A 26,654-nucleotide genomic window follows, 5' to 3' on the forward strand; every position below is an offset into this window, starting at 1 on the left:
GGGGGGGGGCGCGGGGGGGGGCCGGGGGGGCGGCGGGGGGGCGGGGGGGGGGGGGGGGTGGGGTGTGGGGTGGGGGGGGGGGGGGGGGGGGGGGGGGGGGGGGGGGGGGGGGCCCGGCCGCCCCCCCCCCCCCCCCCCCCCCGGCGGGTACCTCGTCGCCGTCGGGCCGTTTTCCCGGTAGGTTGCACGCCGTGGAGGAGATCGACCGCGCTATCGTCGCCGCGCTGACCGCCGACGGCCGACTGTCGTACACCGACCTGGCCGAGAAGGTGGGGTTGTCGGTGTCCGCCGTGCACCAGCGGGTGCGCCGGCTGGAGCAGCGAGGGGTGATCAAGGGGTACGCCGCCCGGGTGTCGTTCGAGGCGCTGGACCTGCCGCTCACCGCGTTCGTGGCGATCCGCCCGTTCGACCCGTCGCAGCCGGACGACGCGCCGGAGCGGCTGGCCCACCTGCCCGAGATCGACTCGTGTTACTCGGTGGCGGGGGAGGACTTCTACCTGCTGCTGGTGCGGGTGGCGAGCCCGGCCGACCTGGAGCGGGTGCTCCAGGAGATCCGCACCTCGGCGAACGTGACGACCCGGACGACTGTGGTGCTGTCCACCCCGTACGAGAACCGGCCGCCGAAGATCGGCGCGGCGGCACCGGGTCAGCTCAGCGCGGCGGCACCGAGTCGGTCGCGGTCCCGGGCGCCGGAGGAGCCGGCTGGTTCCAGCGCAGGATGACCTGCCGACCGTGCTCGTGACCGAGCGCGCTGACCGTGGCGGTCTCCAGGCGCAGCCGTCCGCCGGCGGACGGGGGCAGGCCGATCCAGCGGGCGCCGAGGACCCGCAGGCTGTGCGCGTGCCCGACAAGTGCGACGGTGCCCCGGTCGAGCAGCGGGGTGACGCGCGCCAGCACCCGGTCGAGTCGTTCGCCCACCTGCGCGGGTGACTCGCCGCCGGGGCATCCGTCGGTCCAGATGTTCCAGTGTGGTTGGTCGGCGTGGATGTCGACGGTGGTGCGGCCCTCGTACTCGCCGTAGTTCCACTCGCTGAGGTCCTCGTCGACGGCGTCGACGGTGAGGCCGGCGAGCTGTGCGGTGCGCAGCGCCCGGGAGCGGGGGCTGGACAGCACCGTCGCGAACCGCCGCCCGGCCAGGAACGCGGCGAGCGTGCGCGCCTGTCGCTCGCCGTCGGGGGTCAACTCCAGGTCGGTGTACGAGGTGTGCCGCAGGCTGGCACTCCAGGTGGTCTCGCCGTGCCGGATCAGCAGGAGCTCTCCCATGCGGCAAGTTAACCATCGTGACCGACCCTCAGCAGGCGACCCTCCCTCAACCTATCTTCCTAGGATGCCTTAGCGGGTGTGCCGACCGGCACCGCCGGTTTCGGCACCCGGAGAGCGGGCAAGCGAGCGAGGACAACCGCCAGACCGAGGAGGCGCGATGAGCTTCACCGAGAAGGCACGAAACAAGGTCGAGCAGATGGCCGGCGCCGCACGGGAGCGCGTCGGCGACATGACCGACAACGAGCGGATGCGTGGCGAGGGCGCCAGCCAGGAGAGTGAGGCGCGCGCCAAGCAGGCCGGTCAGAACATGAAGGACGCCGGTCGCAACGTGAAGGACTCCTTCACGAAGTGACCTGAGCGGTCCACGGGTCCCCGGGCGCCACTGCCGCCCGGGGACCCGTCGCTGTCCGCGGCTAGTGTCGGCCGGTGATGGTGCTGCGTTCCCTGGTGTTGTTCGTGCTGGCGGCGTTGGCCGAGATCGGTGGCGCCTGGCTGGTGTGGCAGGGCTGGCGCGAACAGCGGGGCCTGTGGTGGATCGCCGCCGGGGTGGTCGCGCTGGGCTGCTACGGCTTCGTCGCCACGTTCCAGCCGGACGCGCACTTCGGCCGGATCCTGGCCGCGTACGGCGGGGTGTTCGTGGCGGGTTCGTTGGGCTGGGCGATGGTGGTGGACGGCTTCCGCCCGGACCGGTGGGACGTGGCCGGTGCGGCGCTCTGCCTGCTCGGCGTCGCGGTCATCATGTACGCCCCCCGTGGCGGTTCGGCGTAGCCGCCCGTGCGGGTTCCGCGTCGTCCGCTGGTCGGGTGATCGACTCGGGTTTCATGATGTCGGGGTGTCCGGGCGGGTGGGACAGCGCGGTATCGGTAAACCCGAGTGGATCACCGGCGGCGCACCGGTGGTCCGGCCGGTTCCGGGTGCTGAGGGACAGTGAGCCCCGTTCACTTCTGCGATGATCTGCGGCGTGATTCGACCTTGGGCTCGCCCGTTGTGTGGCGTCCTGGTTGCGGTGGTCGTCGTCGGCAGCGCCGCGTGCACGGCGTCCCGTGTGCCGCCGCCGGCCGGGCCGGTCTTCGTCGGTTCGTCGGCCGGTCCGGCGGCCAGCGTCAGCGCCACTCCGGCGCCGACGGTTGCGACGGTGCCCGGGGCGACGCGGGTGGGGGCGCGGGCGCCGGTGGTGGATCACGGGCCCCGGCGGGGCAACCGGGTCGCGTTGACCTTCGACGCGGACATGACCGACGGGATGCTGACCAGCCTGCGGGCCGGCCGGGTGAAGTCGTACGCGAACCTGCGCATCCTCGACCTGCTGGAGCGCGACGAGGTGGCGGCCACGTTCTTCCTGACCGGCAAGTGGGTGCAGCGGTATCCGGACGTGACCCGGCGGATCGCCGGCAACCCGCGCTTCGAGTTGGCCAACCACACCTACGGGCACGCGGCGTTCACGGCCGACTGTTACGACCTGCCCTCGCTGCCGGTCGACGAGTTGGCCGGGGACGTGGCGAAGACGTTCGAGGTGATCAAGCCGTACGGGGGTCGGCAGACCCGGTACTTCCGCTTTCCGGGGCTGTGCCATGACGCGGCGACGCTTGACGCCCTGGCGCCGCTGGGTGTGACTGTCGTCGACGGGGACGTGGTCAGCGGGGATCCCTTCGCGACCGCGTGGAGGCCGCTGGTGCGGGCGGTGTTGGACCACGTCCGCCCCGGCTCGGTGGTGATCATGCACGTGACCGAGGCGAACGCGGCGATGACCGACGAGGCGTTGCCGCACATCCTGGCCGGGCTGCGCGAGCGAGGCCTGGAGCCGGCGCCGTTGTCCGAGGTGCTGGCCGGCGTCCGGGGCGGCTGAGCGGGTCGACGGCGTGAGGGGCCCATATCTCCATCGAGTCTGATGTCGGTGAGTCATCAAGATGACTCACCGACATCAGCGTGGTCCGGCCGGGCCCGGTGACGGGGGTCAGTCGTCGCGGTGGTCGGTCCACCACTGCTGGCCGTCGGCGGGGAGGGTGTCGATCGGGTCGTAGTAGGCGTAGCGCTTGTTGAGCGCCTCCAGGTCGGCGGTTTCGATGGAGGTGCGGTAGTTCTTGGTCCAGTAGGAGATGCCGCGTTCGCGGTCGTAGTCGGTGAGCATGTGCACCCAGCGTTTGCCGACGAAGGGCACGTCGCAGACGATGCGGGGGGTGGCGTAGCCGGGGAGGTAGCCCATGATGTCGTGTTGGAGCTGCTGGGCGTGCCAGACGGGGACGCGCCAGTGTTCGGCGTTGGGGATCATGTCGCACATGTAGAAGTAGTACGGCAGGATCCCGGCTTCGCCCTGGAGTGCGAAGCAGAGGTCGAGCAGTTCGGGTGTGGTGGCGTTGACGCCGCGCATGAGGACGCCCTGGTTGCGGACGTCGCGGACGCCGACGTCGAGGGCGGTCTGGGCGGCCTTGGCGACAAGTGGGGTGAGTGACTGGGCGTGGTTGACGTGGGTGTGGATGGCGAGGTTGACGCCGCGGCGGGCGGCGGTGCGGGCGACGCGCTCCAGGCCCTCGACGACGTCGGGTTGCAGCCAGTGTTGGGGTAGGCCCATGAGGGCCTTGGTGGCGAGCCGGATGTCGCGGACCGTCTCCAGTTCCAGCAGGCGCATGAGGTACGACTCGAGGTTGCGCCAGGGGACGTTGGCGACGTCGCCGCCGGAGACGACGACGTCGCGGACGCCGGGGTGGGCCTTGAGGTAGGCGATGTGGGCGTCGTATCGGTCGACGGGCTTGAGGGTGAGTTTGAGTTTGTCGACGGCGGGGGTGGAGTTGCCGACGAGGTCCATCCGGGTGCAGTGCCCGCAGTATTGCGGGCAGGTGGAGAGCAGTTCGGCGAGGACCTTGGTGGGGTAGCGGTGGGTGAGGCCTTCGGCGACCCACATGTCGTGTTCGTGGAGGCTGTCGCGGCTGGCGTAGGGGTGTGAGGGCCAGTCGGTGCGGCGGTCGGAGGCGACGGGGATCATGTAGCGGCGGATGGGGTCGGCGAGCAGCGCCTCGGTGGTGGGGGTCGCGAACGGCACCATCGTGTTGATCATTTGGGGTGGCACCAGCATGGACATGGTGGCCAGGGCCTTCTGGTCGGCTTCGAGGTCGGCGTAGAAGGTGTCGTCGACGAGGTCGCCGAGGACGGCGCGGAGCTGTTTGGTGTTCTTGACGCAGTTGACGCGTTGCCACTGGGCGGATTCCCACTGGTCGCGGGTGATGTGGCGCCAGCCGGGGAAGCGGGTCCAGTCGGGTTCGACGAGGGGGCGGCGGACGTATTCGTAGGGTTGCCCGGCGGTCGGTGTGGCGACCGGGGCGTGACTCGGGTGCGGGATGGTTTGGGTCACGGCCCCTCCTCGGTGGTGCGGCTGGTCATCGGAGCGCGAACGCTACTGGAAAATATTCGGTGAAGAAATTAGTCTGCCGTAAGTTTTCCCGTTACGCGAGCCTTGACCGGGGCTTCGAGCGGCTGGGCAGGGGAGGGTTGGCGTGACGTCACCGGTGGGACTGCACCGCGTCGTGCAACCGGCGGGGGTGCTGCCGCAGGCGGCTTGGCGCCTGGACGCGTCGGCGGCGATCGCGCCGAACGAGGTGCGGATCCGGGTGCGGCGGCTCAACCTGGACGCGGCGAGTTTCCGACAGTTGTCGGAGAAGCACGGCGGGAACGGGGACGCGGTCCGCGCCGAGGTGCTGGAGATCATCTCCACGCGGGGCAAGATGCAGAACCCGGTGACCGGGTCGGGTGGGATGCTGATCGGCACGGTCGAGGAGGCGGGTCGGCGGTCCCCGCTGGGGCTCAGGGTGGGGGAGCGGGTCGCCACCCTGGTGTCGTTGACCCTGACGCCGTTGGTGATCACCGACGGGCTGGCCCGCTGGGACGGGCGCAGCGAGCAGGTGCCGTGTGACGGGTGGGCGATCCTGTTCGCGCGGTCCATCGCCGCGGTGTTGCCCGAGGACGAGGACCCGCAGTTGTCCCTGGCGGTGTTGGACGTGTGCGGGGCGCCGGCGTTGACCGCGCGGGTGGTGTCGCGCTACGTCGAGGACCGTGGTCGCGCCGGTGATCCGACGCCGGTGCGGGTGGCGGTGATCGGCGGGGCCGGCAAGAGCGGGTCGCTGTCGCTGGCCGCCGCGCGGGGGGCCGGTGCGGCGCGTACCGTCGGGGTGGTGCCGGTGGCGGCGGAGCGCGACGCGCTGACGGCCGCCGGCCTGGCGTCGGTGGTGGCGGTGGCCGACGCACGGGACCCGGTGGGGTTGTCCACGGCGGTGACCACCGCGTTGGGGGCGCCGGCGGACGTCACGGTGGTGTGCGTGGACGTGCCGGGGTGTGAGCACGGGGCGGTTCTGGCCACCGCGGACGGTGGCACGGTGATCTTTTTCTCGATGGCGACGAGCTTCTCCGCGGCGGCGTTGGGTGCCGAGGGGTTGGCCGCGGACGTGACGATGCTGGTGGGCAACGGGTACGTGCCGGGGCACGCGGAGTTGGCGCTGGGGCTGTTGCGCTCCGAGCCTGGGGTGCGTCAGCTGTTCACGGCGCGGATCGCGGCACACTGAGGCCATGACGAACCCCTCGACGTTGTATCGCGGCGGCGTGCTGCACTGCCCCGCCGACCCGAGCGCCACCGCGCTGCTGGTGTCCGGTGGGCGGATCACCTGGTTGGGGACCGACGGTGACGCGCCGCCGGCCGAGAAGGTGGTGGATCTGGGTGGTGCGTTGGTGACGCCGGCGTTCGTCGACGCGCACGTGCACGCCACCGACACCGGGCTGGCGTTGTCCGGGCTGGATCTGGCCGGGGTGCGTTCGGCCGGGCAGTTGCTGGACGCGGTGGCCGGGTTCGCGGCGGGCCTGCCGGCGGACGCGGTGGTGCTCGGGCACGGCTGGGACGAGTCGGCCTGGTCGGATGCGACGGTGCCGGACGCGGCGGCGTTGGGCCGGGCGGCCGGTGGGCGGCAGGTGTACGTGTCGCAGGCGTCGCTGCATTCGGCGTTGGTGTCGTCGGCGTTGTTGGCGGCGTGTCCGCAGGTGGTGGAGGCGACCGGGTACGACGCGTCGGGGTGGTTGCGTCGCGACGCGCATCACGTGGTGCGGGCGGCGGCGCAGGGGTCGGTGAGTCGGGCGCAGCGGGTCGCCGCGCAGCGGGTGGCCCTGTCGCACGCTGCGTCGCTGGGCATCGCGGCCGTGCACGAGTGCGGTGGGCCGGAGATCTCCGACGAGGAGGACTTCACCGGCCTGTTGGGCATCTCGGGGGCGGGGTTGCCGGAGGTGTACGGGTACTGGGGTGAGTTGGGTGGTGCGGCGCGGGCCCGGGAGTTGGGTGCGGTGGGTGCCGGTGGTGACCTGTTCGCCGATGGTGCGTTGGGTGCGCGTACGGCGCACGTGTCGCAGGCGTACGGCGACGGTGACGGTTGTGGGCACGCCTACCTGAGCGCCGAGCAGGTGCGTGATCACCTGCTGGACTGCGCGGCGCACGGCTTGCAGGGTGGGTTCCACGCGATCGGTGACGCGGCGATCGGCACGGTGCTGGACGGTTTCGCGGCGGCGGCGCGGACGCTGGGTGTGGAGCGGCTGCGGGCGGCCCGGCACCGCATCGAGCACGCCGAGATCATGAACAAGCGGTTGATCGCCGGGTTCGTGGAGTACGGGGTCGTGGCGAGTATGCAGCCGGCGTTCGACAGGTTGTGGGGTGGTGCGGGTCGGATGTACGAGTCGCGGCTGGGTCTGGACCGGGCGTTGGAGTCGAACCCGATGGGTGCGATGCACGGTGTGGGTGTGGCGTTGGCGTTCGGGTCGGATTCGCCGGTGACGCCGTTGGATCCGTGGGGGTCGGTGCGGGCGGCGGCGGCGCACCACAACCGGGCGCAGCGGATGAGTGTGCGGGCGGCGTTCGCCGCGCACACCCGTGGTGGGTGGCGGGCGGTGCACCTGGACACCGAGGGGGTTCTCGCGCTGGGTGCGCCGGCGACGTTCGCGGTGTGGTCGACGCCGGCGGGGGTGGAGCGGGGTCTGCCGGTGCTGTTGGCGGAGGACCCGGACCTGCGGGGTCCGGACGACCCGACGCCGTTGCCGGTGTGTCGGCGGTTGGTGCTGCGCGGTGAGGTCATCTACGAGGAAGGGTCATCGTGACCGGGAAGCTTGATCTTGATCCGGTGTTGGTGGCGCGGGCGCGGGAGTTGGCGCGGCGGGCCGGGCAGCCGGTGGTGGACCTGGCGCGCAGCCACACGACGGTGTCGGTGGAGCGGGCGGTGCTGCGGTTGGCCGGGGTGGCCGGCGCCGACCCGGACGGCATTCCGTGGGTCAACCGGCTCGTCGACGCGGTCGCCGCGGATGTGGGGTTGGGGCACGGGGTGGCGGTGCCGGTGTTCGACGCCCTGGCCCGGGAGGGCATGACGGATGTGACGTTGCTGGCGCAGAAGGCCGCCGCCGGGTCGGTGCGGTTCGCCGTGCCGTCCGGGCGGGCGGCCACGGCCGCCCGGTCGGCGGCGCGGAGGGCGGTCGGTGCGGGCGTCCGGCGCATTGACCGGCGGCGCGCCGAGCGGGACCGGCTGATCAGGCGGCACGGTGATCCGAAGCAGCGGCCGTGGATCTACCTGATCGTCGCGACGGGTGACATCTACGAGGACATTCCGCAGGCGCAGGCGGCGGCGCGCGCCGGTGCGGACGTGATCGCGGTGATCCGTTCCACGGGGCAGTCGTTGTTGGACTACGTGCCCGAGGGTGCGACCCGGGAGGGGTTCGCCGGCACGTACGCCACGCAGGAGAACTTCCGGCTGATGCGTGCGGCGTTGGACGAGTCGTCGAGGGAGGTGGGCCGCTACGTGCGGTTGACCAACTACGCGTCCGGGTTGTGCATGCCGGAGATGGCGACCCTGGCCGGGTTGGAACGCCTCGACATGATGCTCAACGACTCGATGTACGGGATCCTGTTCCGTGACATCAACCCGGTGCGGACGTTCGTCGACCAGCGGTTCTCCCGGCAGGTGCACGCCCGCGCGGGGATCATCATCAACACCGGTGAGGACAACTACCTGACCACCGCCGACGCGGTGGACGAGGCGCACACGGTGACGGTGTCGCAGTTGCTCAACGAGTTCTTTGCGCACGAGGCGGGGTTGGCGGACTGGCAGTTGGGGTTGGGTCACGCGTTCGAGATCAACCCGGAGGTGCCGGAGTCGTTCCGCCTGGAGTTGGCGCACGCCCTGCTGGCGCGGGAGTTGTTCCCCGATGCGCCGTTGAAGTGGATGCCGCCGACGAAGCACATGACCGGTGACGTGTTCCGGGGCAATCTGCTCGACGGGTTCTTCAACCTGGCCGGGGCGATGACCGGTCAGGGGATCCTGTTGGTGGGGATGATGACCGAGGCGGTGGTGACGCCGTGGTTGTCGGATCGGGACATCGCCCTGCAGAACGTGCGCTACGTGCTGGGTGCGGCCGGTGGGCTGCACGAGGACTTCGTGCCGGCGCCGGGCGGGTTCATCCGCCGCCGCGCCAACCAGGTCCTCGGTGAGGCACTGGATCTGTTGGAGCGCATTGGGGAGCAGACGTTGCTCACGGCGATCGCCGAGGGCACGTTCGGGATCATGAAGCGGCCCGCCGACCGGGGCAAGGGCCTGGACGGGGTCGCCGCGCACGAGGCCGACTACTGCAACCCGGCCGCCGACATCCTGGAGGCCGCCGCGTGAGCGGGGAAAAGAAGATTGTGCGGCCGTACGGGGACACCACCGGTGACGGGATGGTGCAGGTGTCGTTCACCCTGCCGGTGGCCCACGACAAGCGGGCCGAGGGTGCGGCGGTGCAGTTGGCCAACAGGATGGGCATCGACCCGGCGATGGTGGTGCACGCCAAGGGAATGGGTGACGGGTTCACGTTCTTCGTGGTGTACGGGCGGGTCAACCACCTGGTCGACCTGGGTGCGGTGCAGGTGGTGGAGCGGGACTTCGCGTTGCTGTCGGCGAAGGACGTCAACACGGTGATCAAGCAGCGGTTGCGGCGCAAGTTGTCGGTGGTCGGGGCGTGCATCGGCACCGACGCGCACACCGTGGGCATCGACGCGATCCTCAACGTCAAGGGCATCGCGGGGGAGAAGGGCCTGGAGTACTACCGGGAGTTGAAGGTCACCAACATGGGTGCGCAGGTCAGCGTGCCGGAGTTGGTGGAGACCGCCCGGGTGGAGAAGGCCGACGCGGTGCTGGTGTCGCAGGTGGTCACCCAACGCGACGCGCACCTGCACAACACCCGGGAGATGTCGGCGGCGTTCCGGGAGGCGATGCCGGCGGGGCGGCGGCCGCTGCTGATCGTCGGTGGTCCCCGGTTCGACGAGTCGATGACCGACGAGTTGGGCGTGGACCGGATCTTCGGTCGGGGCACCACGCCCGGCGAGGTGGCCAGCTACCTCGTGCACGCCCTGATCACGCAGCGGAAGGCGACAGCATGACCGACGAACGGCTCGGGTTGACGGTGACGCACCGGCGGTATGTGCCGTACTCGCACGCCCACTACGCGGGCAACCTCGTCGACGGGGCGTACGCCCTGGCCCTGTTCGGGGACGTTGCCACGGAGGTGTGCATCCGCACCGACTCCGACGAGGGTCTGTTCGCCGGGTACTCCGACGTGCGGTTCAGTGCCCCGATCCGGGCCGGTGACGTGGTGGAGGTGACCGCGCGGGTGTCGCGGGTGGGCACCCGCAGCCGCACCCTGGAGTTGTCCTGCGCGGTGGTGTGTCGGGGCCGCCCGGACCGCTGCGAGTCCGCCGCGGAGGTCCTCGATCCGCCGATCGTGGCGGTCACCGCGACCGGCACCGTGGTCGTTCCCGCCGCCGTGAGTCGCGAGGAGTGAGCCGGGGTTGCGAGCCCCGCAGTCGCGAACAGGGAAACTCGTGAGCCTGGCGGTCTGCGCGGACGTCGGGTCCACGTACACCAAGGTGGCGGTGGTGGACCTGGCCGCCGGTGTCCTGGTCGGTGCGGCGGCCGCGCCGACCACGGTGGGCACCGACGTGTTGCACGGCCTGGACACCGCGGTCGCGGCGGCCACCGTCGGGCTCGGGGTGCGCGACGTGCCGTGGTACGTGTGCTCGTCGGCCGGTGGTGGGCTGCGGCTGGCCGTGGTCGGCTACGAGCCGCTGGTCACCGCGCAGGCGGGCCGGCGGGTCGGGTTGTCCGCTGGCGCGCACGTGGTGCACGTCGCGGCCGGTCGGCTCGGTGCGGCGGACCTGACGGCGTTGCGGGCAGCCCGCCCGGACGTGGTGCTGCTCGTCGGTGGCACCGACGGCGGCGACGCCGACACGGTCACCCACAACGCCACCCGTCTGGCCCGGGCCCGGTGGCGGCGACCCGTGGTGTACGCGGGCAACGCCGACGTGCGCGAGCAGCTGACCGGGCTGCTGCGCGACGCCGGGGTGCCGGTCACCGACGCGGAGAACGTCCTGCCACGCATCGGGGTGCTCGCCCCGGCGTCGGCGCGGGCGGCGATCCGCGCGGTGTTCCTGCGCCACGTCATCGGTGGGAAACGGCTGTCGAGGGGCACCCGGTTCGCGCGGCTGGTGCGCGCGGCCACCCCCGACGCGGTGCTCACCGGTGTGGAGGTGCTCGCCGACACCCTCGGCGGTGACCTGGCCGTGGTCGACGTGGGTGGCGCCACCACCGACGTGTACTCGGTGCTCACCCCGGACGAGCGGGCCACCGGGCCGGGCCGGGAGGTCGCCGGCAGCCTGTGGCGGGCCCGCACCGTGGAGGGTGACCTGGGCATGCGGTGGAGCGCCCCCGGGGTGGTGCGGGCCGCTGCCGACGAGCGGCTGCTCACCGCCGACGAGTCCGACGACCTGGGTGCCGCCGTGGCGCGCCGGGCGGCCGACCCGGCGTTCCTGGCCGTGGACGACGTCGAGCGGGCCGTCGACGCCCGCATCGCCACCCTCGCGGCGACTGTGGCGTTGCGCCGGCACGCCCGGGGTGCCGCCACCGGCGAGCGGGCCGGGCGGGACCTGCGCGACGTGCGGCTGCTGGTGGGCTCCGGTGGGGTGCTGCGGCACGCGCCGACCGACGCGTCCGGTCAGGTGTTGGCGGCGGTCCTCGCCGACCACGCCGGCGGGTGGGCGTTGCCCCGTGCCGCCGCGGCGGTCGTCGACGCCGACTACGTGCTGGCCGCCGGGGGGTTGCTCGCCGCGGAACACCGGGGCACCGCGCAGGCGCTGCTGCGTCACCATCTGCGCACGCATTGAGACTCGCCGACCCGACACGCCGTGGCGCAACACACGACAGGCCCGGGCGGGTTGACAACCGACGGGGGTCGGCACGTACCGTCTTTGAGTCCTACCACGGGAAGCGGCTGTTGTTCGCTTCGTCCTCTCGTCCGCTGGCCGAGCGACATTTTTGAGCGTCATCGTCGCGGCGGCCAGGTCCAGCGGGCGGGGGTCGGCGGGGCGGCGCGAACCGGCCGCGGTTACCGGTGTACGGGCAGGGTGAGGTGCACGGCCAGTAGACAACGGCCCGGCGGGGGCAGCCAGTCCACGCCTGGTCGGTCCGAAGGTCGTCGTGCCCCATCCTCGCCACACCGGCCGGGAAGGGCCTGGGAGCATCGGGGCGCGGCGTCAGCCGCGCCCCGATTTCATGTCCGCTGGGCGGTCTGTGCCCGACGGCCCGACGCGGCCGGTGCGCAGGCCAGCCAGGTAGCCTTCGCCCTGTGATCGAGGTGAAGCGGTGACGGTTCTGGACCGGGATGAGACCCCCACCCCGGCAGTGGTGCTGCCCCCACCGGTGACCACCGGTGGGCCGCTGCCGCTGACGGTCGCCGTGCCCCTGGCCCTGGCCGCCGGGCTGGCCCTGCTGGTGGCGTTCCCCCCGTACGGGGTGTGGCCGCTCGCGCCGGTCGGGGTGGCGTTGCTGGCCGCCGCCGCACACCGGCGGCGGTTGCGCGCCGGCGCCGGCCTGGGCTTCCTCACCGGGGTGGCGCTCTTCGCCCCGATGTTGGCCTGGACGAACCTGCACACCGGTTACCTGCCGTGGGTGCTGCTGTCGCTGCTGCAGGCCGGTTACCTGGCCCTGCTGGGCGTGGCCACCGCCTGGGTGTCGCCGCTGGCCGACCGTGTCCGGTGGGCGTGGCCGGTGCTGACCGGGCTGCTGTGGGTGGGGCAGGAGGCGCTGCGCGACCGCACCCCGTTCGGCGGGTTTCCGTGGGGGCGGTTGGCGTTCAGCCAGGACACCTCGCCGCTGCTGCGCCTCGCCGCGTGGGGCGGTGCCCCGCTGGTGACCTTCGCGACGGCGCTCGTCGGCGGGTTGCTGGTCACCGCCGCCTGGCGGGGCTGGGTCACCGCCCGACACACCCCGCAGGACGCCACACCGCCCGCTGACGGCCCGCAGGACGAACGGGTCACCCGGGGGCGGCGGTGGGCGCCGGTGGGCGTACCGGCCGTCGTGGCGGTCGCGGTGGTCGTCGGGAGTCTGCTCGTGCCGGTGGCCACCGCCGGGTCCGGCGCCACGGTCACCGTCGCGATCGTGCAGGGCAACGTGCCGCGCCTGGGCCTGGACTTCAACGCCCAACGGCAGGCGGTGCTCAACAACCACGTCGACGCCACCATCGACCTGGCCGCGCGGGTCGCCGCCGGGCAGGAGCGCCAACCCGACCTGGTGGTGTGGCCGGAGAACTCCAGCGACATCGACCCGCTGCGCAACCCCACCGCCGGGGCCCGGATCTCCCAGGCCGCCGACACGGTCCGCGCCCCGATCCTGGTCGGCGCGGTGCTGCTGGGCCCCGGCCCCGGGCAGGTCCGCAACGCGGGCATCCTGTGGCGGCCCGGCACCGGCGCCGACCTGAGCCAGCTGTACACCAAACGCCACCCGGTGCCGTTCGCCGAGTACGTGCCGCTGCGCGACATCGCCCGGATGGTCAGCAAGCAGGTCGACCTGATCCGGGCGGACTTCGTACCCGGAAGCACCCCGGGTGTGGTACGGGCGGGGCCCGTCGTGCTCGGTGACGTGATCTGCTTCGAGGTCGCCTACGACCACGTGGTCCGCGACACCGTCGACGGCGGCGCGCAACTGCTGGTGGTGCAGACCAACAACGCCACCTTCGACGTGGCCGAGGCCCGCCAGCAGATGGCCATGGTCCGGTTGCGGGCGGTGGAGCACGGCCGGCCGGCGTTGATGGCGTCCACGGTCGGCGTGTCCGGGTTCGTCGCACCCGACGGGCGGGTAAGCGATGCCACCGGGTTCAACACCCGGGAGGTCGTGGTGCGGCAGTTGCGGCTCGACGACGGACGTACCCTCGCCACCCGCCTCGGCTGGTGGCCGGAGGTGACGCTCGCCGCGCTGGCCGTGGCGGCCCTCATCGGCGCGGCGGTGCTGCGCCGGCGGCAGCGGGTCAGGCCCGGATAGCAACAGCCGGTACGCCGGCGGGAGCGGAGGAACCGTGATCCAGGCGACCGATACGATCCGACGCCCGGACGAGGTGCCGGGTGTGGGCCGGGTGTTGGTGGTGATCCCCACCTACAACGAGGCCGACAACATCGCCGTGATCGTGGGCCGTCTGCGGCGTGCCGTCCCGGCGGTGCGGATCCTCATCGCCGACGACAACAGCCCCGACGGCACCGGCGCGATCGCCGACGCCCTCGCCGACGGCGACGCGCACGTGCAGGTGCTGCACCGTCAGGGCAAGCAGGGCCTGGGTGCCGCGTACCTGGCCGGGTTCGGGTGGGCGCGGGAGCGCGGCTACCAGGCGGTCGTGGAGATGGACGCCGACGGGTCGCACGCGCCGGAGGACCTGCCGGCGTTGCTGGACGCCGCCCGCGACGCCGACGTGGTGATCGGGTCACGGTGGACCAGCGGCGCGCGGGTGGTCAACTGGCCGTTGCGGCGGCTGCTGCTGTCGCGCGGCGGCAACCTGTACGCGCGTCTCGCCCTGGGCATGCCCGTCTCGGACGCCACCGGCGGTTACCGGGTCTACCGGATCAGCGCGTTGGACGCCATCGACCTGGGGTCGGTGACGTCACAGGGTTACTCGTTCCAGGTGGAGTTGTCCCGGTTGGCGCACCGGGCCGGGGTGCGGATCGTGGAGGTGCCGATCACCTTCGCCGAACGGGAACGCGGAGACAGCAAGATGAGCCCGCGGATCGTGGCCGAGGCGCTGTGGCGGATCACCACCTGGGGTGTGCAGGACCGCCGCCAGGCGGTGCGCCGTGGCCTGCACGGCACCCCCTCCGGTCAGGTGCGGTGGCCGTGAGCGCGGCCGTGTCATGCTGGATGGGCGGGGCACGCCCACGGTGCCCGCACAGAATGGCGATGAGGTGAGATGCGCCGAGGACTGAGGTTCGTGCCGTTGGCCCTGTTGCTGGCGGTGGTGCTGGAGTTGGCGGTGTTCGTCGGTGTCGGGCGGGCGCTGGGGTTCGGCGCGGCGGTGCTGCTGGTGTTCGCCGCGTCCCTGCTGGGGTTGGTGCTGCTGCGCCGGGAGGGGATGCGCGCCTGGCGGGGGTTCCGCGCCGCCGCGGCGGCCGGGCAGCCACCCGGGGGGCAGGTCACCGACGGGCTCGTCGGGTTGGCCGGTGCCCTGCTGCTGGCGGTGCCCGGGCTGGTCAGCGGCCTGGTCGGGTTGCTGCTGCTGGTGCCGCCGGTGCGCCGTCTGGCCCGCGCCGGTGTGCGACGGGCCACCGAGCGGCGGGTGTCGTCGATGGTCGCCGGTGACCTGTTCGGCCCCCGCACGGTGCGGGTGCGCCAGGGTGCGCCCCAACCGACCCCGCAACCGGAACAGCCGGTGGTCGTCGACGGCGGTCGGGCCATCGAGGGCGAGATCGTCGAGCCCGGTCGAAACTGAACAGCGACGAGCGGACACGACGGCGCCCCCGGGGAGAACCCCGGGGGCGCCGTCGTCGTTCGTCGTGCGGCTCAGGCGCGGCCGCGGCGGGTCCGAACCTCCTGCAGGCGCTCCTCGAGGATGTCCTCAAGCTCGGCGATCGAGCGCCGCTCCAGCAGCATGTCCCAGTGGGTACGCGGCGGCTTGGCCTTCTTCTGCTCCGGCTCGCTGCCGTCGACGAGTCGGGCGACGCTGCCGTCGAACTTGCATTCCCAGGTCGTCGGGACCTCGGCGTCGACGGCGAACGGCACCTCGAACTGATGGCCCTTGGCGCAGAGGTACTCGCGGGTCTGACGCGGCGCGAGCTCCGTGTTGCGGTCGGATTCGTAGCTCACCGCGCCAAGGCGGCTTCCGCGCAGCATACGCTCGCCCATGATCGACTTCCCCTCGTTCGTGGTGCTGGTCTTCTCGGTGTAACGGTGCGTTCCCGTCGAGCCATTCCCGCCCGAGGGCGTGAGGCGTCCACGGGGGTGGGCCGCGACCCAAGGGTAGCCGGCCGGGACGCGCACCCGGCCAGGTGATCCCCAGCCGGGCCGCAACGGGGTGTATCCGCTGCCACCAGGGAGGTTAACCGCCCGGAGGTCGCGAAGGTTGCGCCGTGCCCGACTCAGCCGGTTGCGGCACCGACCCGAGCCGGGCCAGCGCCACCGCCAGGTCGCTGACCTGGTCACCGAGCTGCGCCACCCGCCGCTGGGCCAGGTCCCGGTCGGTCTCGGCGGCGTCGAGTCGTACCGTCAGGGTGGTGACCTGGCTCTCGGCGGTGGCCGCCGCCTGCCGGGCCGCGGTCACCTCGACGGTGAGCGCGTCGCGTTGCGCGGCGGTGGCGGCCAGCTCAGCGCGCAGCCGCGTCGCCAACTCCGCGGCCTCCTGCCGGGCGTCGTCGACCTCCCGGGCGGCGACCTGGGCCCGGTCGCGGGCCCGGTCGGCCTGCTCCCGCGCGCGGGTGGCGTCGGCGGCCTCCGCGCGGGCACGCGCCGCGTCGGCGCGGGCCTGCTCGATCTGACGCCGCACGTCCTGCACCTCGGCCTGCCACCGCCCGGCCCGCTCGGTCGCGTCGGCGGCGACCCGGGTGGCCCGCTCGGCGTCGGCGCGCACCGCGTCGCGTTCGGCGGTCAGGTCGGCCACCCGCTGCCGCTCGGTGTCGCGTTGCGCGCGCAGGTCCCGCACCTCGACGCGGGCCTGGTCGCGGTCCCGTTCGGCCTGCTCACGCAGCGCCTGCGCGGCGCTGACGTCGTGCCGGGCCTGGTCGCGGGCGGCCTCGGCGCGCTGTGTGCGCTCGTCGGCGGCGGTGGCCTGCTGGTGTGCCCGCTCGGCGCGCTGGCGGGCGTCGTCGGCCTCGGCGAGAGCCGCGCGGGCCTGCTCGCGGGCGCGCGCCGCGTCGGCGGCGGCGGTCTCGGCGTCGTCGCGGGCCTCGTCACGTTCGGTCTGCGCCGCCGCGACCTCGGTGGCGGCCTGGGCACGAGCCTGCGCGATCTGCCGCTGCACCCCCACCGGCGACAACTCGGCGTGCAGCGACTCGGTCAACGTCTCGACGATCTGATCGAGGCGGTCCACCGCCTCCCAGGTGCGGGCCACCTGCCCCGGCAGGCCGGGCGCGTTGCGGTGCCGCATCCGGCTGTTACGTGAGGCCCGCTGGCAGGCGCCGTCGTTGTCCCGGCAGTAGCGAAACGGTCGGCCCGCGCCGACACGCTGCGGCACCGGTGCTCCACAGTGGGCGCAGGGACGGGTCTCGGTGGTGGTGGGCTGGGCATCCATCGAGGTGGCAGTCTAGTGCCGCGGCGCCGGCCGCCCACACCGCGCCAGGGGTCAGCTCGCCGCGCGGGCGCTCGCGTCCAGGGTGTAGCGGCGTTGCAGCAGCAGCGCCGCGAGCATCGCCACCGCCGGCAGCAACCCGAAGCCGTAGCGGACCGCCGCCAGCGCCGCGTCGGGCTGCGTCGGGGACTCACCGGCCGTCGAGGCCACGAAACCACCAACGGCCAGGCACAGCGCGTACGCGTACGGGCCCAGCGCCGCACCGGTGGCCTCGGTGGCCGTCCACACCCCGGTGTAGGTGCCGGCACCGCTGGCGGTGGTGGTCTCGGCACCGCTGGCGGCGGTCGTTTCGGCAGCGTTGGTGTCGGTGGCGGCGCGGATCACGTCGGGCAGCATCGAGAACGGCAGCAGTTGCATGCCGGCGAACGCCACACCGAGCACCGCCACCGCGCCGACCAGCACCGGCAGGCCGGCCGGGCGACCCACCGCCAGCACCAGCGAACCGAGGGCGAACGCGCCCTGCGCACCGAGCAACGCCCGCTGCTTGCCGACGCGGCGGGCCACCACCAGCCAGGCCGGCGTGATCAGCAGCGCCGGCGCCACGAACGCGGCCACCAGCACCGTGGTCAGACCGGGCGCGCGCAACTCGTACTCGGCGTAGTAGGGCACCCCGGCGAGCACCAGGTGGGTGGTCGTGGACATGGCCAGGTACGCGGCGACCAGCCACCGGAACTGCCTGTCGCGCAGGGCGGTGCGCAACGCCCGCCACCCGCCGTGCCCGGACCCGACGCTGCCCGCCGCGGACCCGCGCAGCCGGGCGATGCCGGCGACACCGACCAGCATGGCCACCAGCATCCCGACGGAGAGGACTACCCCCATGCGTTGGTAGCCGCCCCGGGTGGCGGCGTCGCCGCCGGTGAGCAGCGGGGCCAGCAGCCCGGAGACCAGGATGCCCAGGGTCAGCACGACCATCCGGAACGCCATCAGCCGGGTGCGTTCGTCGTAGCCGATCCGCAGGTCGGCCGGGGTGGCCAGGTAGGGGACCTGGTAGGCGGCGAAGAGGAGGTTGCCGGCGACGAAGAACACGGCCACCCAGGCGGCCGCCGGTGCGCCGGTCAGCCCGCCGGGCACCGCGAAGAGCGCGGCGAACGCGACAGGCAGGGCGCAGCCGAGCAGCAGCAGGCGACGGCGGTCGCCGCGTCGGGTCTGCTCGACGTCGGCGCGGTGCCCCACCCACGGGTGCAGCAGCACGTCGGCGATCTTCGGCAGCAGCAGCGCGAGGCCGGCCAACCACGGCCCGACCGCCAGCACGTCGGTGAGGAAGTACAGCAGCAGCAGGCCGGGCACTGTCACCCAGATCCCCATGCCGAGCGACCCGGCGGCGAAGCCGGCCAGGGGGCCGCGGGGTAGCGTCGCGTCGGTGGCGGCCACGGGCCGCCGGTCCAGCCCGGTCATCGCCGCATCCCCTCGGTAATCCAACGGTTGCTGGATTCTAGGGGCAGAATGGCGGCCATGACCATGCCCCGACGCCGTCCCGGTCGACCGCGGCGCGAGGAGACCCGACCGACCCGCGAGGTGGTGCTCACCGCGGCGACCGCGCTGTTCGCCGAGCGTGGCTTCGACGCCGTCGGGCTGCGGGAGGTCGCCGCCGCCGCCGGGGTCGACGTCGCCACTGTCGCCCACCACACGGGTACGAAGGCGGCGCTCTACGACGCCTGCTTCGCCCGGGTCTTCGCCGCCGAGCGGGACGTGCTCACCGAGGCCGCAGAGCGGGCCCGCGCCGCTCTCGACGCGGGGCCGGACGCGGCGCGACGCGCCCTGCACGAGCTGGTCGACGTCTTCGTCGACTTCCTCGAAGACCGCCCGGAGACCACCGCGCTGTGGCTGCGCCGCTGGCTGGAACCGCAGCGACACGCCGAGCTCGACAAGCGCTACGCCGAACCGTTGTACCGGCTGGTCGCGGAGTTGCTCACCGCCGCCGCGGCGACCGGCGCGCTGGCCGAGCCGACCCCGCACATCACCGTTCGCAGCCTGGTCTGGGCGACGCACGGGCACGTGGTGGCGTTGGCCGCCGGCGCGCCTGGCGCCCGGGAACGGCGCGAGTTCCGCGCGTTCGTGCATCGCCTGCTCGACGGGTTGTACGGGTCGCCGGCCCCTTGACGCGTCGCCGCCGCACGACGATTATCCATCGGACGTTGGATTAAGTGGGGGGCGGCGATGGGCGTACCACCTCGGGTGGCGGTGATCGGCGCCGGCGCGGCCGGGCTCGCCGCCGTCAAGGCACTGCGCGACGCCGCGGTGCCGACGATCGGCTTCGAGGCCGCCGACCAGGTCGGCGGCCTCTGGGTGTACGGGGCACCCGACTCGCCCGCGTACCGCACGCTGCACCTGAACACCAGCCGTGGGCGCACCCAGTTCGCCGACCACCCGATGCCGACCGACTGGCCCGACTACCCCGACCACCGTCGGGTCGCCGGCTACCTCGCCGACTACGCCGACCACTTCGGGTTGGGCGACACCATCCGACTGCGGCACACCGTCGAGCGGGTCACCCGGGATTCCGCCGGCACGTGGACGGTGGCCGCGAACGGGCCGCACGGGCCGGTCTCGGTGACCGTGGACGCCGTGGTCGTCGCCAACGGGCACAACCGGGTGCCCCGGCTGCCCGACCCGTCGTACCCCGGCACGAGCACGGCCGAGCAGATGCACAGCCACGACTACCGGGGCCCGGAGCAGTTGACCGGCAAACGGGTCCTGGTCGTCGGCGGTGGCAACTCCGCGATGGACATCGCGGTGGACGCCTCGTACGCCGCCACCCGCACCCTGCTGTCGCTGCGCCGAGGCGTCTGGGTGGTGCCGAAGTACCTGCTGGGCCGCCCCTCGGACACCCTGAACGGGGCGCTGGCCCGCCGACTGCCGTGGCGACTGCGCCAACGCATCAGCCAGGCCACGCTGAGCGCGACCGTCGGCAGCCCCGCCCGGTACGGGCTGCCCGCGCCGACGCACGGCTTCCTGCAGGATCATCCGACGCTCTCCGACGGCCTGCTGTCCCGGTTGACCCACGGCGACGTCGAGGCCCGACCCGGCGTCGCCGCCCTGAACGGGGACCGGGTCGAGTTCACCGACGGTCGCAGCGACACCGTGGACCTGATCATCTGGTGCACCGGCTACCGGGTGGAGATCCCGTTCCTCGACCCGGCGCTGCTCGGTGGGAGCGGCGACAGCCTGCCGCTGTACCGGCACGTGTTCCACCCCGACGTCCCGGGCCTGACGTTCGTGGGGCTGATGCAGTCCACCGGTTCGGCGTTCCCTCTGGTGGAGGCGCAGGCGAAGTTGATCGCCGCGCATCTCACCGGCCGGTACGCGCTGCCCGACGCGGACCGCCAGCGGGCCGTCTGCCGGGCCGAGTTGCGGGCCGCGACCGCCCGCTGGGGGCAACGCCGTCCGGCGATGCGCGTGGACTTCGACGTCTACCTGGCCGAGTTGACCCGCGAGTTGACCGCCGGAACCCGCCGTGCCCGTTCCGGTGCCGCCGGTGCGCCCGGCTCAACCGCCGCGGCCGGTGCGGGCGGTGCGGCCAGTGCGGGCGGCGCCGCTGGTGCCGCCTCGTCGGTCGGGGTGGAGCAGTGAAGGGTCGGGTGGCCAGCGGGTTGGCCGGCCGTCGGGTGTTGGTGACCGGCGCGAGCGGAACCTTCGGCCGGCACCTCGGCGCGGCGTTCACCGCAGCCGGCGCTCAGGTGGTGGGGCTCGACCTGCACGCCCGCCCCGACGCCGACCTGCCGGTGCTCGGCTGCGACCTGACCGACCCGAACGCCGTACCGGCGGCGGTGCGGGCCGCTACCGACCGGCTCGGCGGGCTCGACCTGCTGATCAACAACGCCGGTGTGGGTGGCCCCGCCCCGGCCGAGCTGGCACCCGACGAGGTGGTCCGTCGACAGCTGGAGGTCAACCTGCTGGCCGCCTGGCGGACCACCGCCGCGGCGCTGCCGCCGCTGCTCACCGCACGCGGCCGGGTGATCTTCGTGGCCAGCCGGATGGCGGTCCTGGCACTGCCGCTCGCCGCCGCGTACGGGGTCAGCAAGCGGGCCCTGGTCGCGTACGCCGACGCGCTGCGCCACGAGGTCGGTACGCACGTCGGGGTGAGCGTGGTCTACCCGAGCATGGTCGCCTCACCCATCCACCACAGCACCGCCGAGGCCGGGCTGTCCCTGCGGGGAGTGTCCCGTCCCGAGCCGGTCGAGGGGGTGGTCGCGGCGATCCTGCGCGCCGCCACCGCCCGCCGGGCACCTCGGGACGTGGCGACCACCCGGCGTGGACGGCTGGAGCTGGCCGTCGGGCGGCACGCGCCCGCGCTGGCCGACCGACTGGTACGCCGTACCCTCGCCGCTCGGCTCGCCGCCGGTGACCTGGACGCCGCGCCCCTGGCCGCCGCGATGCTCCGCCGCCACCGGGGGCAGTAAGGCTCCGGCCCGGCGTGGCGCGCGGTGGTCCGCCGCTGGGGGTGGTGAGGCTCCGGTCAGGGTGTGGCGACCGCCGCGCGGGAGCGGTCGGCGGCGATCCGGACGGCCAGCGCGGCCAGGGCCGTCCCGGTGACCCACCGCTGCGCCCGTAGCCACCCCGGTCGGCGGGCGAAGAACCCGGCCAACGAGCCGGCGCTGAGCACGATCAGCGCGTTCACGATCAGCGCGACGGTGATCTGGGTCAGGCCCAGCAGCAGACTCTGCGTCGCCACGTGCCCGCGCGCCGGGTCGATGAACTGGGGCAGCACCGACACGTAGAGGATGGCGATCTTCGGGTTCAGCAGGTTGGTGACCAGGCCCATGGTGAACAGCCGCCGGGGCGGGTCCGGCGGCATCGGCGCCGGTGTGAACGGTGAGTGCCCACCCGGACGCAGCGTCCGCCAGGCCAGCCAGAGCAGGTAACCGGCCCCGGCCAGCTTCACCACCGCGTACAGCGTCGGCACCAGGACGAAGACGGCGGCCAGGCCGGCGACCGCCGCCGTCAGGTAGACACCGAAACCGGCGGCCACCCCGAGCAGTGAGACCAGCCCGGCCCGGCGGCCCTGCGCCACCGAGCGGGACACCAGGTAGACCATGTTCGGGCCGGGGGTGAGCACCAGCCCCAACGCCACCAGGGTGATGCCCACCACTGCACCCGTACTCACCATGACGCCCCCCGTCCGCCGACACCCGCACCGACCGTAGGCCGGGCCACAGTTCCCGATCCAGGGCCACCGGGCAGGTGGTGGCCTGCTGATGCGAACCGGTCATCCGGGCCCGAACCCACCGGTCGGGCGGCGCCCGGGAATGGTCGCCGCGGCGGCTGCGCTGACCGTTGCGGTGCGTGTCGCCGTCCGGAGGCGGCGCGTTACGGTGACCGGGGGAGGTGCCGCAGGGTGACCGAGGCGTGGGAAGCGGCCGTGGAGGCGCAGATCCGGGGAGCCGTGCAGCGCGGCGAGTTCGACGACCTGCCCGGCATGGGCAAGCCGATCCCCGGTCGAGGAGCACCGTACGACGAGTCGTGGTGGATCAAGAGTTTCCTGGAGCGGGAGGCACTGCCCAGCGACCTGCTCCTACCCACCCCGCTGCAGCTGCGTCGGCGCATCGAGCAGGTCCCCGACGAGGTCCGCGACCTGCCCACCGAACAGTCCGTCCGCGACTTCGTCGGCCAGTTGAACACGCAGATCGTGGCCTGGCTGCGCAACCCCGACGGTCCGCGCGTCGCGGTGCGTCCGGTGAACGTCGACGAGGTGGTGCGCCGCTGGCGTGCCGAGCACGCCCCGCCCCGCGTTCCGACGTCCCCGACCGAGCGGGCGAGCGCCGTCGCCGCGCCGCGCCGGTCGCGCCGTACCTGGTGGTTGCCGTGGCGTCGCCGTTCGCGTTGACCCGGGTCGGCGGCGTCGCACGGCACCGCCAGACTGGGCGGATGGTGATCGAGTTGCTGGCGTCCGGCACCTCCTCGGTGCCGGGTCTCGCCCTGCGCCCCTGGCACGACGACGACCTGGACGCCCTGCTGGACGTGTACCGGGACCCGGTGTTGCGTCGGTGGACCCGGATGCCGGTGACCAACCTGGCCGAGGGCCGGCAGTGGCTGGCGCGGGTACGACAGGACTGGGACGCCGGTCGGCGGTACAGCTTCGCGGTCGTCGAGGACGACGCCGACGGCCCACGGCTGGTGGCGAACGTGGTGCTCAAGATGGTCAGCGTGCATTGGCCGGAGCCCGAGGTGGGCTACTGGACGGCGGCGTGGGCGCGCGGTCGTGGCGTCGCCCCGCGGGCGGTCACCGCGCTGAGCCGGTGGGCGTTCGACGAGTTTCCCGCGATGAAACGCCTCGACCTGCTGCACCAGGTGGACAACGTGGCGTCCTGCCGGGTGGCGCAGAAGAGCGGCTACGTGTTCCAGGAGGTGCTGCCGGCCCGGCCTCCCTTCCCGTTGGACGGTCACCGGCATTCGCTGACGCCCTGAGGGTCAGCTCAGCGCCGCCCGCCACGTCCACGAGGTGCGTCGTGCCCGGCCGGGCAGGTCACCACGGCCGGTCATCCACAGCAGAACCTCGGGCGCTGCACCGTCCGGGGCGTCCGGGAAGAGCCGCCGTAGCACCGCCGCGCTCAACCGCCGCGGTGGCTGCCAGGGCACGCCGAGGCCGAGGGTGATGTCGTGGGTGTGCAGCAGGGTCTCGGCCACCCCCATCGCGGCGAAGCCGGCCGGGTCGCAGGGCCCGAAGTGCCAGGCCCGCGCGTGCGCCGGGGCGGCGTCGACGGCGGTGGCGAGCAACCCCGCGCTGGCCCGCACCACGGTGAGGGTCTGCGCCGGGTTCGCGTCGGGGGAGACCCGCAGGTCGTACGGCAGGTAGCTGTCCGTGGGGCTGGCGGTGACCTGCCCGGCGTACGCGAGCAGGTCGTGCGCGACGTGCGCGGCGGTGGTCCAGCAACTCCAGGTCAGGGTGCCGGCGGGCACGGACCAGTCGCGCTCGCGGTGCGGGTGCAGCACCCGCGTCATCTCGTCGGCCGCCTGGAGCAGGTCGGCACCGGTCAGCGCGGACATTCGTCGAGCCTCGCATCGCAACTCGGGCACCGCAACCGCGATCTGCTGCTGCGCCTGGAACTTTCAATGCCCTGCCCAGATCTTGCAGAAGCCTGTTGATTTTCCGTACGCTGCCGTGGTGAGCGAACCCCCGCTGGTCCAGGCGACCCAGCTGACGAAGATCTATCCGCCGCGCGGGTCCACAGCGGAGTTCCACGCCGTCGACGGCATCGACTTCGAGGTCCAGCGGGGCGAATCGTTCGGGCTGCTCGGCCCCAACGGCGCCGGCAAGTCCACCACCATGCGGATGGTCGCCGCGACGTCGCCGATCAGCGGCGGCAGCCTGCGCGTGCTCGGCATGGACCCGATGCGACAGGGGCCGCAGATCCGCGCCCGGCTGGGCGTCGTGACGCAGGACGACTACCTGGACAACGAGCTGACCGTGCGGGAAAACCTGCACATCTACGGGCGATACTTCAGCCTGCCGCGGGCCGTCATCCGGGACCGCGCGACCCGACTGCTGGACTTCGCCCAGCTGCGGGAGAAGGCCGGCGACCAGGTCGAGACGCTCTCCGGGGGTATGCGCCGACGGCTGACCATCGCCCGTTCCCTGATCAACGAACCCGACATCCTGCTCCTCGACGAGCCCACCACCGGCCTCGACCCGCAGGCCCGCCACGTCCTGTGGGACCGGCTCTTCCAGCTCAAGCAGGAGGGCGTCACGCTCATCCTCACCACCCACTACATGGACGAGGCCGAGCAGCTCTGCGACCGGCTCATCGTCGTCGACCACGGCCGGATCGTCGCGCAGGGCTCACCCCGGGACCTGATCGCCAGGTACGCCACGCGCGAGGTCCTGGAACTGCGCTTCCGCCTCGACGAACGCGACACCGTCGCGGAGAAACTGCGCACGTCGGCCCTGGCCACCGGCGGCGACGACACCGACGGGCGCGTCGAGTTGCTCCCCGACCGGGTGCTCGTCTACACCGCCGACGGTGAGGCCGCCCTCGCCGCGGTGCACGCTATGTCGCTCACGCCACTCACCGCCCTGGTCCGCCGCGCGACGTTGGAGGACGTGTTCCTCACCCTCACCGGCCGATCGCTGATCGAGTAACAGGGAGGACCACCGGTGCTGCACGCCTTCGGATACTGGGTCACGCGCTACCGGCGCACCTGGCGTGGCTCGATCGTGCTCAACGTACTGAATCCGTTGCTGTTCCTCATCGGCATCGGCGCCGGCCTGGGCGCCCTCGTCGACGACAACGCGCCACCCCAGATCGACGGCGTCTCCTACGCGGCGTTCTTCGCCCCGGGCATGCTGGCCGCCGCCGCGATGCAGAACGCGTTCCTGGAAGGGTCCGCGGGAGTCGCCCGGGCCGCGGGTTTCGGGGCCTACCGCAGCGCCACCCCGACACCCGTGCGACCGGAGCAACTCGCCGCCGGGCACCTGCTCTTCATCACCGTCCGGGGGCTCATCGCCAGCGGCGCCTTCGTCGCGGTGATGGCCGCGTTCGGGTTGATCGGCGGCTGGTGGGCACTCGGCGCCCTGCTCGGCGCGACGCTGACCGGAGCCGCGTTCGCGACGCCGGCCGCGGCGTGGGCAGTCGGCGTCCGCAAGCTGCGCCACATCGACACCGTCTTCCGCTTCGTCATCATGCCGCTCTACATGTTCTCCGGCACGTTCTTCGCCGTCTCGCAGCTACCGGAGTGGATCCGGCCGGTGTCCTATGTGCTGCCGCTGTGGCACGGGGTGGAGCTGTGCCGCACCCTCAGCCTCGGCACGGCCACGATCACCGGCAGTTGCGTCCACGTCGCGTACCTGCTGACGCTCGCGGTCGGCGGCTTCCTGGTCGCCCGGGTCACCTACCGCCGACGGCTGCACCCGTGACGGCCCACCCACCGAGCCTCGGGGAGACAGCATGAGCACCGTCGTCGTGCCGGCCTGGACGGGCCGCCGAGCCCTCGCGCTCGTCGAACGCAACGCCATGATCTACCGCCGGTCGCTCACACCGCTGCTCAACGCGCTCGTCGAACCGATCCTGTACCTGTTGTCGATAGGTGTCGGTGTCGGGCTGCTCGTCGGCACGGTCCCCGGGGTCGATGTCCCGTACGCCGTCTACGTGGCGCCGGCGATCCTGGCCACGACCGCGATGAACACCGCGTTCAACCAGACCAGCTTCGGCGTCTTCACCAGGATGCGGGTCGAGAAGACCTACGAGGCGATCCTGCCGACACCGCTGTCGGTCACCGACATCGCCGTCGGCGAGGTCACCAGCGCGATGATCAACGCGCTGGTGACGTCGATCGGCTTCCTCACCCTCATGGCGGTCAGCGGGCTGGTCACCTCGGCCTGGGCGCTACTGGCCCTGCCGGCGTCGGTGCTGATCTCCTACGCGTTCGCCGCCGGCGGGCTGGCCGTCACGACGTACCTGCGCGACTTCCCCGACTTCCAGTACATCCAGCTCTTCATGCTGCCGATGTTCCTGTTCGCGACGACGTTCTATCCCCTGTCGGTCTATCCGGAGGCGGTGCGGCCCCTGATCCAGGCACTGCCGCTTTACCACGGCATCGAGCTGGTTCGCGAACCGATGCTGGGCCGACTCGGCTGGGACCTACTCATTCCGGTGGCCTACCTGCTCGCCTTCGGCTCGATCGCGATGGCCGTCGCCACCCGTCGAATGACCCGGGCGATGCTGCGCTGAGCGACGGGTCGGGCATGCCGGAACGCGTGGGCGCACGACGGATCAGGATGACGCTGTATGCCACGATCCAGACCAGCCAGAGAAGCC

General features: G+C 72.8%; 28 protein-coding genes. 21 read left to right on the top strand and 7 right to left on the bottom strand.

Going from position 1 to position 26,654, the window contains the following annotated elements; all coding sequences use genetic code 11:
- Positions 1-191: 191 nt before the first annotated feature.
- Positions 192-722: an Lrp/AsnC family transcriptional regulator gene (locus ACGFIQ_RS30270; protein ID WP_393248906.1), complete on the top strand. Its 531-nt coding sequence runs from the start codon at positions 192-194 to the stop codon at positions 720-722.
- Here ACGFIQ_RS30270 and ACGFIQ_RS30275 read toward each other — a convergent pair.
- Positions 652-1,263, bottom strand: coding sequence for a histidine phosphatase family protein (locus ACGFIQ_RS30275; RefSeq protein ID WP_357067322.1), 612 nt, complete (start codon positions 1,261-1,263; stop codon positions 652-654). The two genes, ACGFIQ_RS30270 and ACGFIQ_RS30275, sit on opposite strands and share 71 nt — an antisense overlap.
- Positions 1,264-1,420: 157 nt before the next feature.
- Between ACGFIQ_RS30275 and ACGFIQ_RS30280 the strand changes: the two genes are divergently transcribed.
- The 3 genes from ACGFIQ_RS30280 (at position 1,421) to ACGFIQ_RS30290 (ending at position 3,106) form a co-directional block, all read left to right on the top strand.
- Positions 1,421-1,615 (top strand): CsbD family protein, encoded by a 195-nt coding sequence (locus ACGFIQ_RS30280; protein WP_393248907.1) that lies wholly within the window; start codon positions 1,421-1,423, stop codon positions 1,613-1,615.
- Positions 1,616-1,689: 74 nt separating this feature from the next.
- Positions 1,690-2,031, top strand: coding sequence for a YnfA family protein (locus ACGFIQ_RS30285; protein WP_393248908.1), 342 nt, complete (start codon positions 1,690-1,692; stop codon positions 2,029-2,031).
- A gap of 193 nt (positions 2,032-2,224) precedes the next feature.
- Complete coding sequence (locus ACGFIQ_RS30290; RefSeq protein ID WP_393248909.1) at positions 2,225-3,106, top strand: polysaccharide deacetylase family protein; 882 nt, start codon at positions 2,225-2,227, stop codon at positions 3,104-3,106.
- A gap of 108 nt (positions 3,107-3,214) precedes the next feature.
- On the opposite strand, the gene ACGFIQ_RS30295 is transcribed toward ACGFIQ_RS30290, so the two are convergent.
- Positions 3,215-4,606 carry a KamA family radical SAM protein gene (locus ACGFIQ_RS30295; RefSeq protein WP_393248910.1) on the bottom strand — a complete coding sequence of 464 codons (1,392 nt, stop codon included), beginning with the start codon at positions 4,604-4,606 and terminating at the stop codon, positions 3,215-3,217.
- Positions 4,607-4,760: 154 nt separating this feature from the next.
- Between ACGFIQ_RS30295 and ACGFIQ_RS30300 the strand changes: the two genes are divergently transcribed.
- The 9 genes from ACGFIQ_RS30300 to ACGFIQ_RS30340 all read left to right on the top strand — a co-directional run bounded on the left by ACGFIQ_RS30300 (position 4,761) and on the right by ACGFIQ_RS30340 (position 15,051).
- Complete coding sequence (locus ACGFIQ_RS30300) at positions 4,761-5,810, top strand: zinc-binding alcohol dehydrogenase (protein ID WP_393249035.1); 1,050 nt, start codon at positions 4,761-4,763, stop codon at positions 5,808-5,810.
- A gap of 4 nt (positions 5,811-5,814) precedes the next feature.
- Positions 5,815-7,380 carry an amidohydrolase gene (locus tag ACGFIQ_RS30305; protein WP_393248911.1) on the top strand — a complete coding sequence of 522 codons (1,566 nt, stop codon included), beginning with the start codon at positions 5,815-5,817 and terminating at the stop codon, positions 7,378-7,380.
- Positions 7,377-8,936 (top strand): lysine 5,6-aminomutase subunit alpha, encoded by a 1,560-nt coding sequence (locus ACGFIQ_RS30310; RefSeq protein WP_393248912.1) that lies wholly within the window; start codon positions 7,377-7,379, stop codon positions 8,934-8,936. Before ACGFIQ_RS30305 ends, ACGFIQ_RS30310 begins: the two co-directional genes overlap by 4 nt.
- Complete coding sequence (locus ACGFIQ_RS30315; RefSeq protein ID WP_393248913.1) at positions 8,933-9,688, top strand: OAM dimerization domain-containing protein; 756 nt, start codon at positions 8,933-8,935, stop codon at positions 9,686-9,688. The genes ACGFIQ_RS30310 and ACGFIQ_RS30315 overlap by 4 nt, the downstream gene beginning before the upstream one ends.
- On the top strand, positions 9,685-10,089 hold the full coding sequence (locus tag ACGFIQ_RS30320; RefSeq protein ID WP_393248914.1) for a hotdog domain-containing protein: 405 nt from the start codon (positions 9,685-9,687) through the stop codon (positions 10,087-10,089). Before ACGFIQ_RS30315 ends, ACGFIQ_RS30320 begins: the two co-directional genes overlap by 4 nt.
- Positions 10,090-10,129: 40 nt before the next feature.
- Positions 10,130-11,467 carry a glutamate mutase L gene (locus ACGFIQ_RS30325; protein ID WP_393248915.1) on the top strand — a complete coding sequence of 446 codons (1,338 nt, stop codon included), beginning with the start codon at positions 10,130-10,132 and terminating at the stop codon, positions 11,465-11,467.
- A gap of 517 nt (positions 11,468-11,984) precedes the next feature.
- The gene (gene lnt, locus ACGFIQ_RS30330) at positions 11,985-13,619 is read left to right on the top strand and encodes an apolipoprotein N-acyltransferase (protein WP_393249036.1); all 1,635 of its coding nucleotides are present in this window, start codon (positions 11,985-11,987) and stop codon (positions 13,617-13,619) included.
- A gap of 34 nt (positions 13,620-13,653) precedes the next feature.
- A complete protein-coding gene (locus ACGFIQ_RS30335) occupies positions 13,654-14,463 on the top strand; it encodes a polyprenol monophosphomannose synthase (RefSeq protein WP_357523786.1) in 810 nt (269 codons plus the stop codon).
- Between the two features lie 69 nt (positions 14,464-14,532).
- Complete coding sequence (locus tag ACGFIQ_RS30340) at positions 14,533-15,051, top strand: FxsA family protein (RefSeq protein ID WP_393248916.1); 519 nt, start codon at positions 14,533-14,535, stop codon at positions 15,049-15,051.
- A 71-nt stretch (positions 15,052-15,122) separates the two neighbouring features.
- Here ACGFIQ_RS30340 and ACGFIQ_RS30345 read toward each other — a convergent pair whose 3' ends face one another.
- The 3 genes from ACGFIQ_RS30345 to ACGFIQ_RS30355 form a co-directional block, all read right to left on the bottom strand.
- Complete coding sequence (locus tag ACGFIQ_RS30345; protein WP_030327608.1) at positions 15,123-15,464, bottom strand: RNA polymerase-binding protein RbpA; 342 nt, start codon at positions 15,462-15,464, stop codon at positions 15,123-15,125.
- A 193-nt stretch (positions 15,465-15,657) separates the two neighbouring features.
- Complete coding sequence (locus ACGFIQ_RS30350) at positions 15,658-16,845, bottom strand: hypothetical protein (RefSeq protein WP_393248917.1); 1,188 nt, start codon at positions 16,843-16,845, stop codon at positions 15,658-15,660.
- A gap of 51 nt (positions 16,846-16,896) precedes the next feature.
- The gene (locus ACGFIQ_RS30355) at positions 16,897-18,297 is read right to left on the bottom strand and encodes an MFS transporter (RefSeq protein ID WP_393248918.1); all 1,401 of its coding nucleotides are present in this window, start codon (positions 18,295-18,297) and stop codon (positions 16,897-16,899) included.
- Positions 18,298-18,354: 57 nt separating this feature from the next.
- Between ACGFIQ_RS30355 and ACGFIQ_RS30360 the strand changes: the two genes are divergently transcribed.
- From ACGFIQ_RS30360 to ACGFIQ_RS30370, 3 genes are read left to right on the top strand one after another with little or no spacing between them, the layout of a single operon-like run.
- A complete protein-coding gene (locus ACGFIQ_RS30360) occupies positions 18,355-19,002 on the top strand; it encodes a TetR/AcrR family transcriptional regulator (protein WP_393248919.1) in 648 nt (215 codons plus the stop codon).
- A 57-nt stretch (positions 19,003-19,059) separates the two neighbouring features.
- Positions 19,060-20,472 carry a flavin-containing monooxygenase gene (locus tag ACGFIQ_RS30365; RefSeq protein WP_393248920.1) on the top strand — a complete coding sequence of 471 codons (1,413 nt, stop codon included), beginning with the start codon at positions 19,060-19,062 and terminating at the stop codon, positions 20,470-20,472.
- On the top strand, positions 20,469-21,302 hold the full coding sequence (locus ACGFIQ_RS30370; protein WP_393248921.1) for an SDR family NAD(P)-dependent oxidoreductase: 834 nt from the start codon (positions 20,469-20,471) through the stop codon (positions 21,300-21,302). Before ACGFIQ_RS30365 ends, ACGFIQ_RS30370 begins: the two co-directional genes overlap by 4 nt.
- A 56-nt stretch (positions 21,303-21,358) precedes the next feature.
- Here ACGFIQ_RS30370 and ACGFIQ_RS30375 read toward each other — a convergent pair whose 3' ends face one another.
- Positions 21,359-22,009 (bottom strand): LysE family translocator, encoded by a 651-nt coding sequence (locus ACGFIQ_RS30375; RefSeq protein WP_393248922.1) that lies wholly within the window; start codon positions 22,007-22,009, stop codon positions 21,359-21,361.
- 228 nt (positions 22,010-22,237) lie between these two features.
- On the opposite strand from ACGFIQ_RS30375, the gene ACGFIQ_RS30380 reads away from it, so the two are divergent.
- A complete protein-coding gene (locus ACGFIQ_RS30380; RefSeq protein ID WP_393248923.1) occupies positions 22,238-22,726 on the top strand; it encodes a DUF1992 domain-containing protein in 489 nt (162 codons plus the stop codon).
- Complete coding sequence (locus ACGFIQ_RS30385; protein WP_393248924.1) at positions 22,705-23,307, top strand: GNAT family N-acetyltransferase; 603 nt, start codon at positions 22,705-22,707, stop codon at positions 23,305-23,307. The genes ACGFIQ_RS30380 and ACGFIQ_RS30385 overlap by 22 nt, the downstream gene beginning before the upstream one ends.
- Before the next feature lie 3 nt (positions 23,308-23,310).
- On the opposite strand, the gene ACGFIQ_RS30390 is transcribed toward ACGFIQ_RS30385, so the two are convergent.
- Positions 23,311-23,886, bottom strand: coding sequence for a maleylpyruvate isomerase N-terminal domain-containing protein (locus ACGFIQ_RS30390; RefSeq protein WP_393248925.1), 576 nt, complete (start codon positions 23,884-23,886; stop codon positions 23,311-23,313).
- Positions 23,887-24,001: 115 nt separating this feature from the next.
- On the opposite strand from ACGFIQ_RS30390, the gene ACGFIQ_RS30395 reads away from it, so the two are divergent.
- Genes ACGFIQ_RS30395 through ACGFIQ_RS30405 form a run of 3 tightly spaced genes read left to right on the top strand, consistent with a single transcriptional unit; the run spans position 24,002 to position 26,567 of the window.
- Positions 24,002-24,979, top strand: a complete 978-nt coding sequence (locus ACGFIQ_RS30395) for an ABC transporter ATP-binding protein (protein WP_393248926.1) — start codon at positions 24,002-24,004, stop codon at positions 24,977-24,979.
- A 15-nt stretch (positions 24,980-24,994) separates the two neighbouring features.
- Complete coding sequence (locus tag ACGFIQ_RS30400) at positions 24,995-25,753, top strand: ABC transporter permease (RefSeq protein ID WP_393248927.1); 759 nt, start codon at positions 24,995-24,997, stop codon at positions 25,751-25,753.
- 31 nt (positions 25,754-25,784) lie between these two features.
- Positions 25,785-26,567, top strand: coding sequence for an ABC transporter permease (locus ACGFIQ_RS30405; RefSeq protein ID WP_393248928.1), 783 nt, complete (start codon positions 25,785-25,787; stop codon positions 26,565-26,567).
- Positions 26,568-26,654 lie beyond the last annotated feature (87 nt).

Origin of the sequence: Micromonospora sp. NPDC048898 (assembly GCF_043198035.1) — a bacterium.
Lineage (GTDB): Bacteria > Actinomycetota > Actinomycetes > Mycobacteriales > Micromonosporaceae > Micromonospora.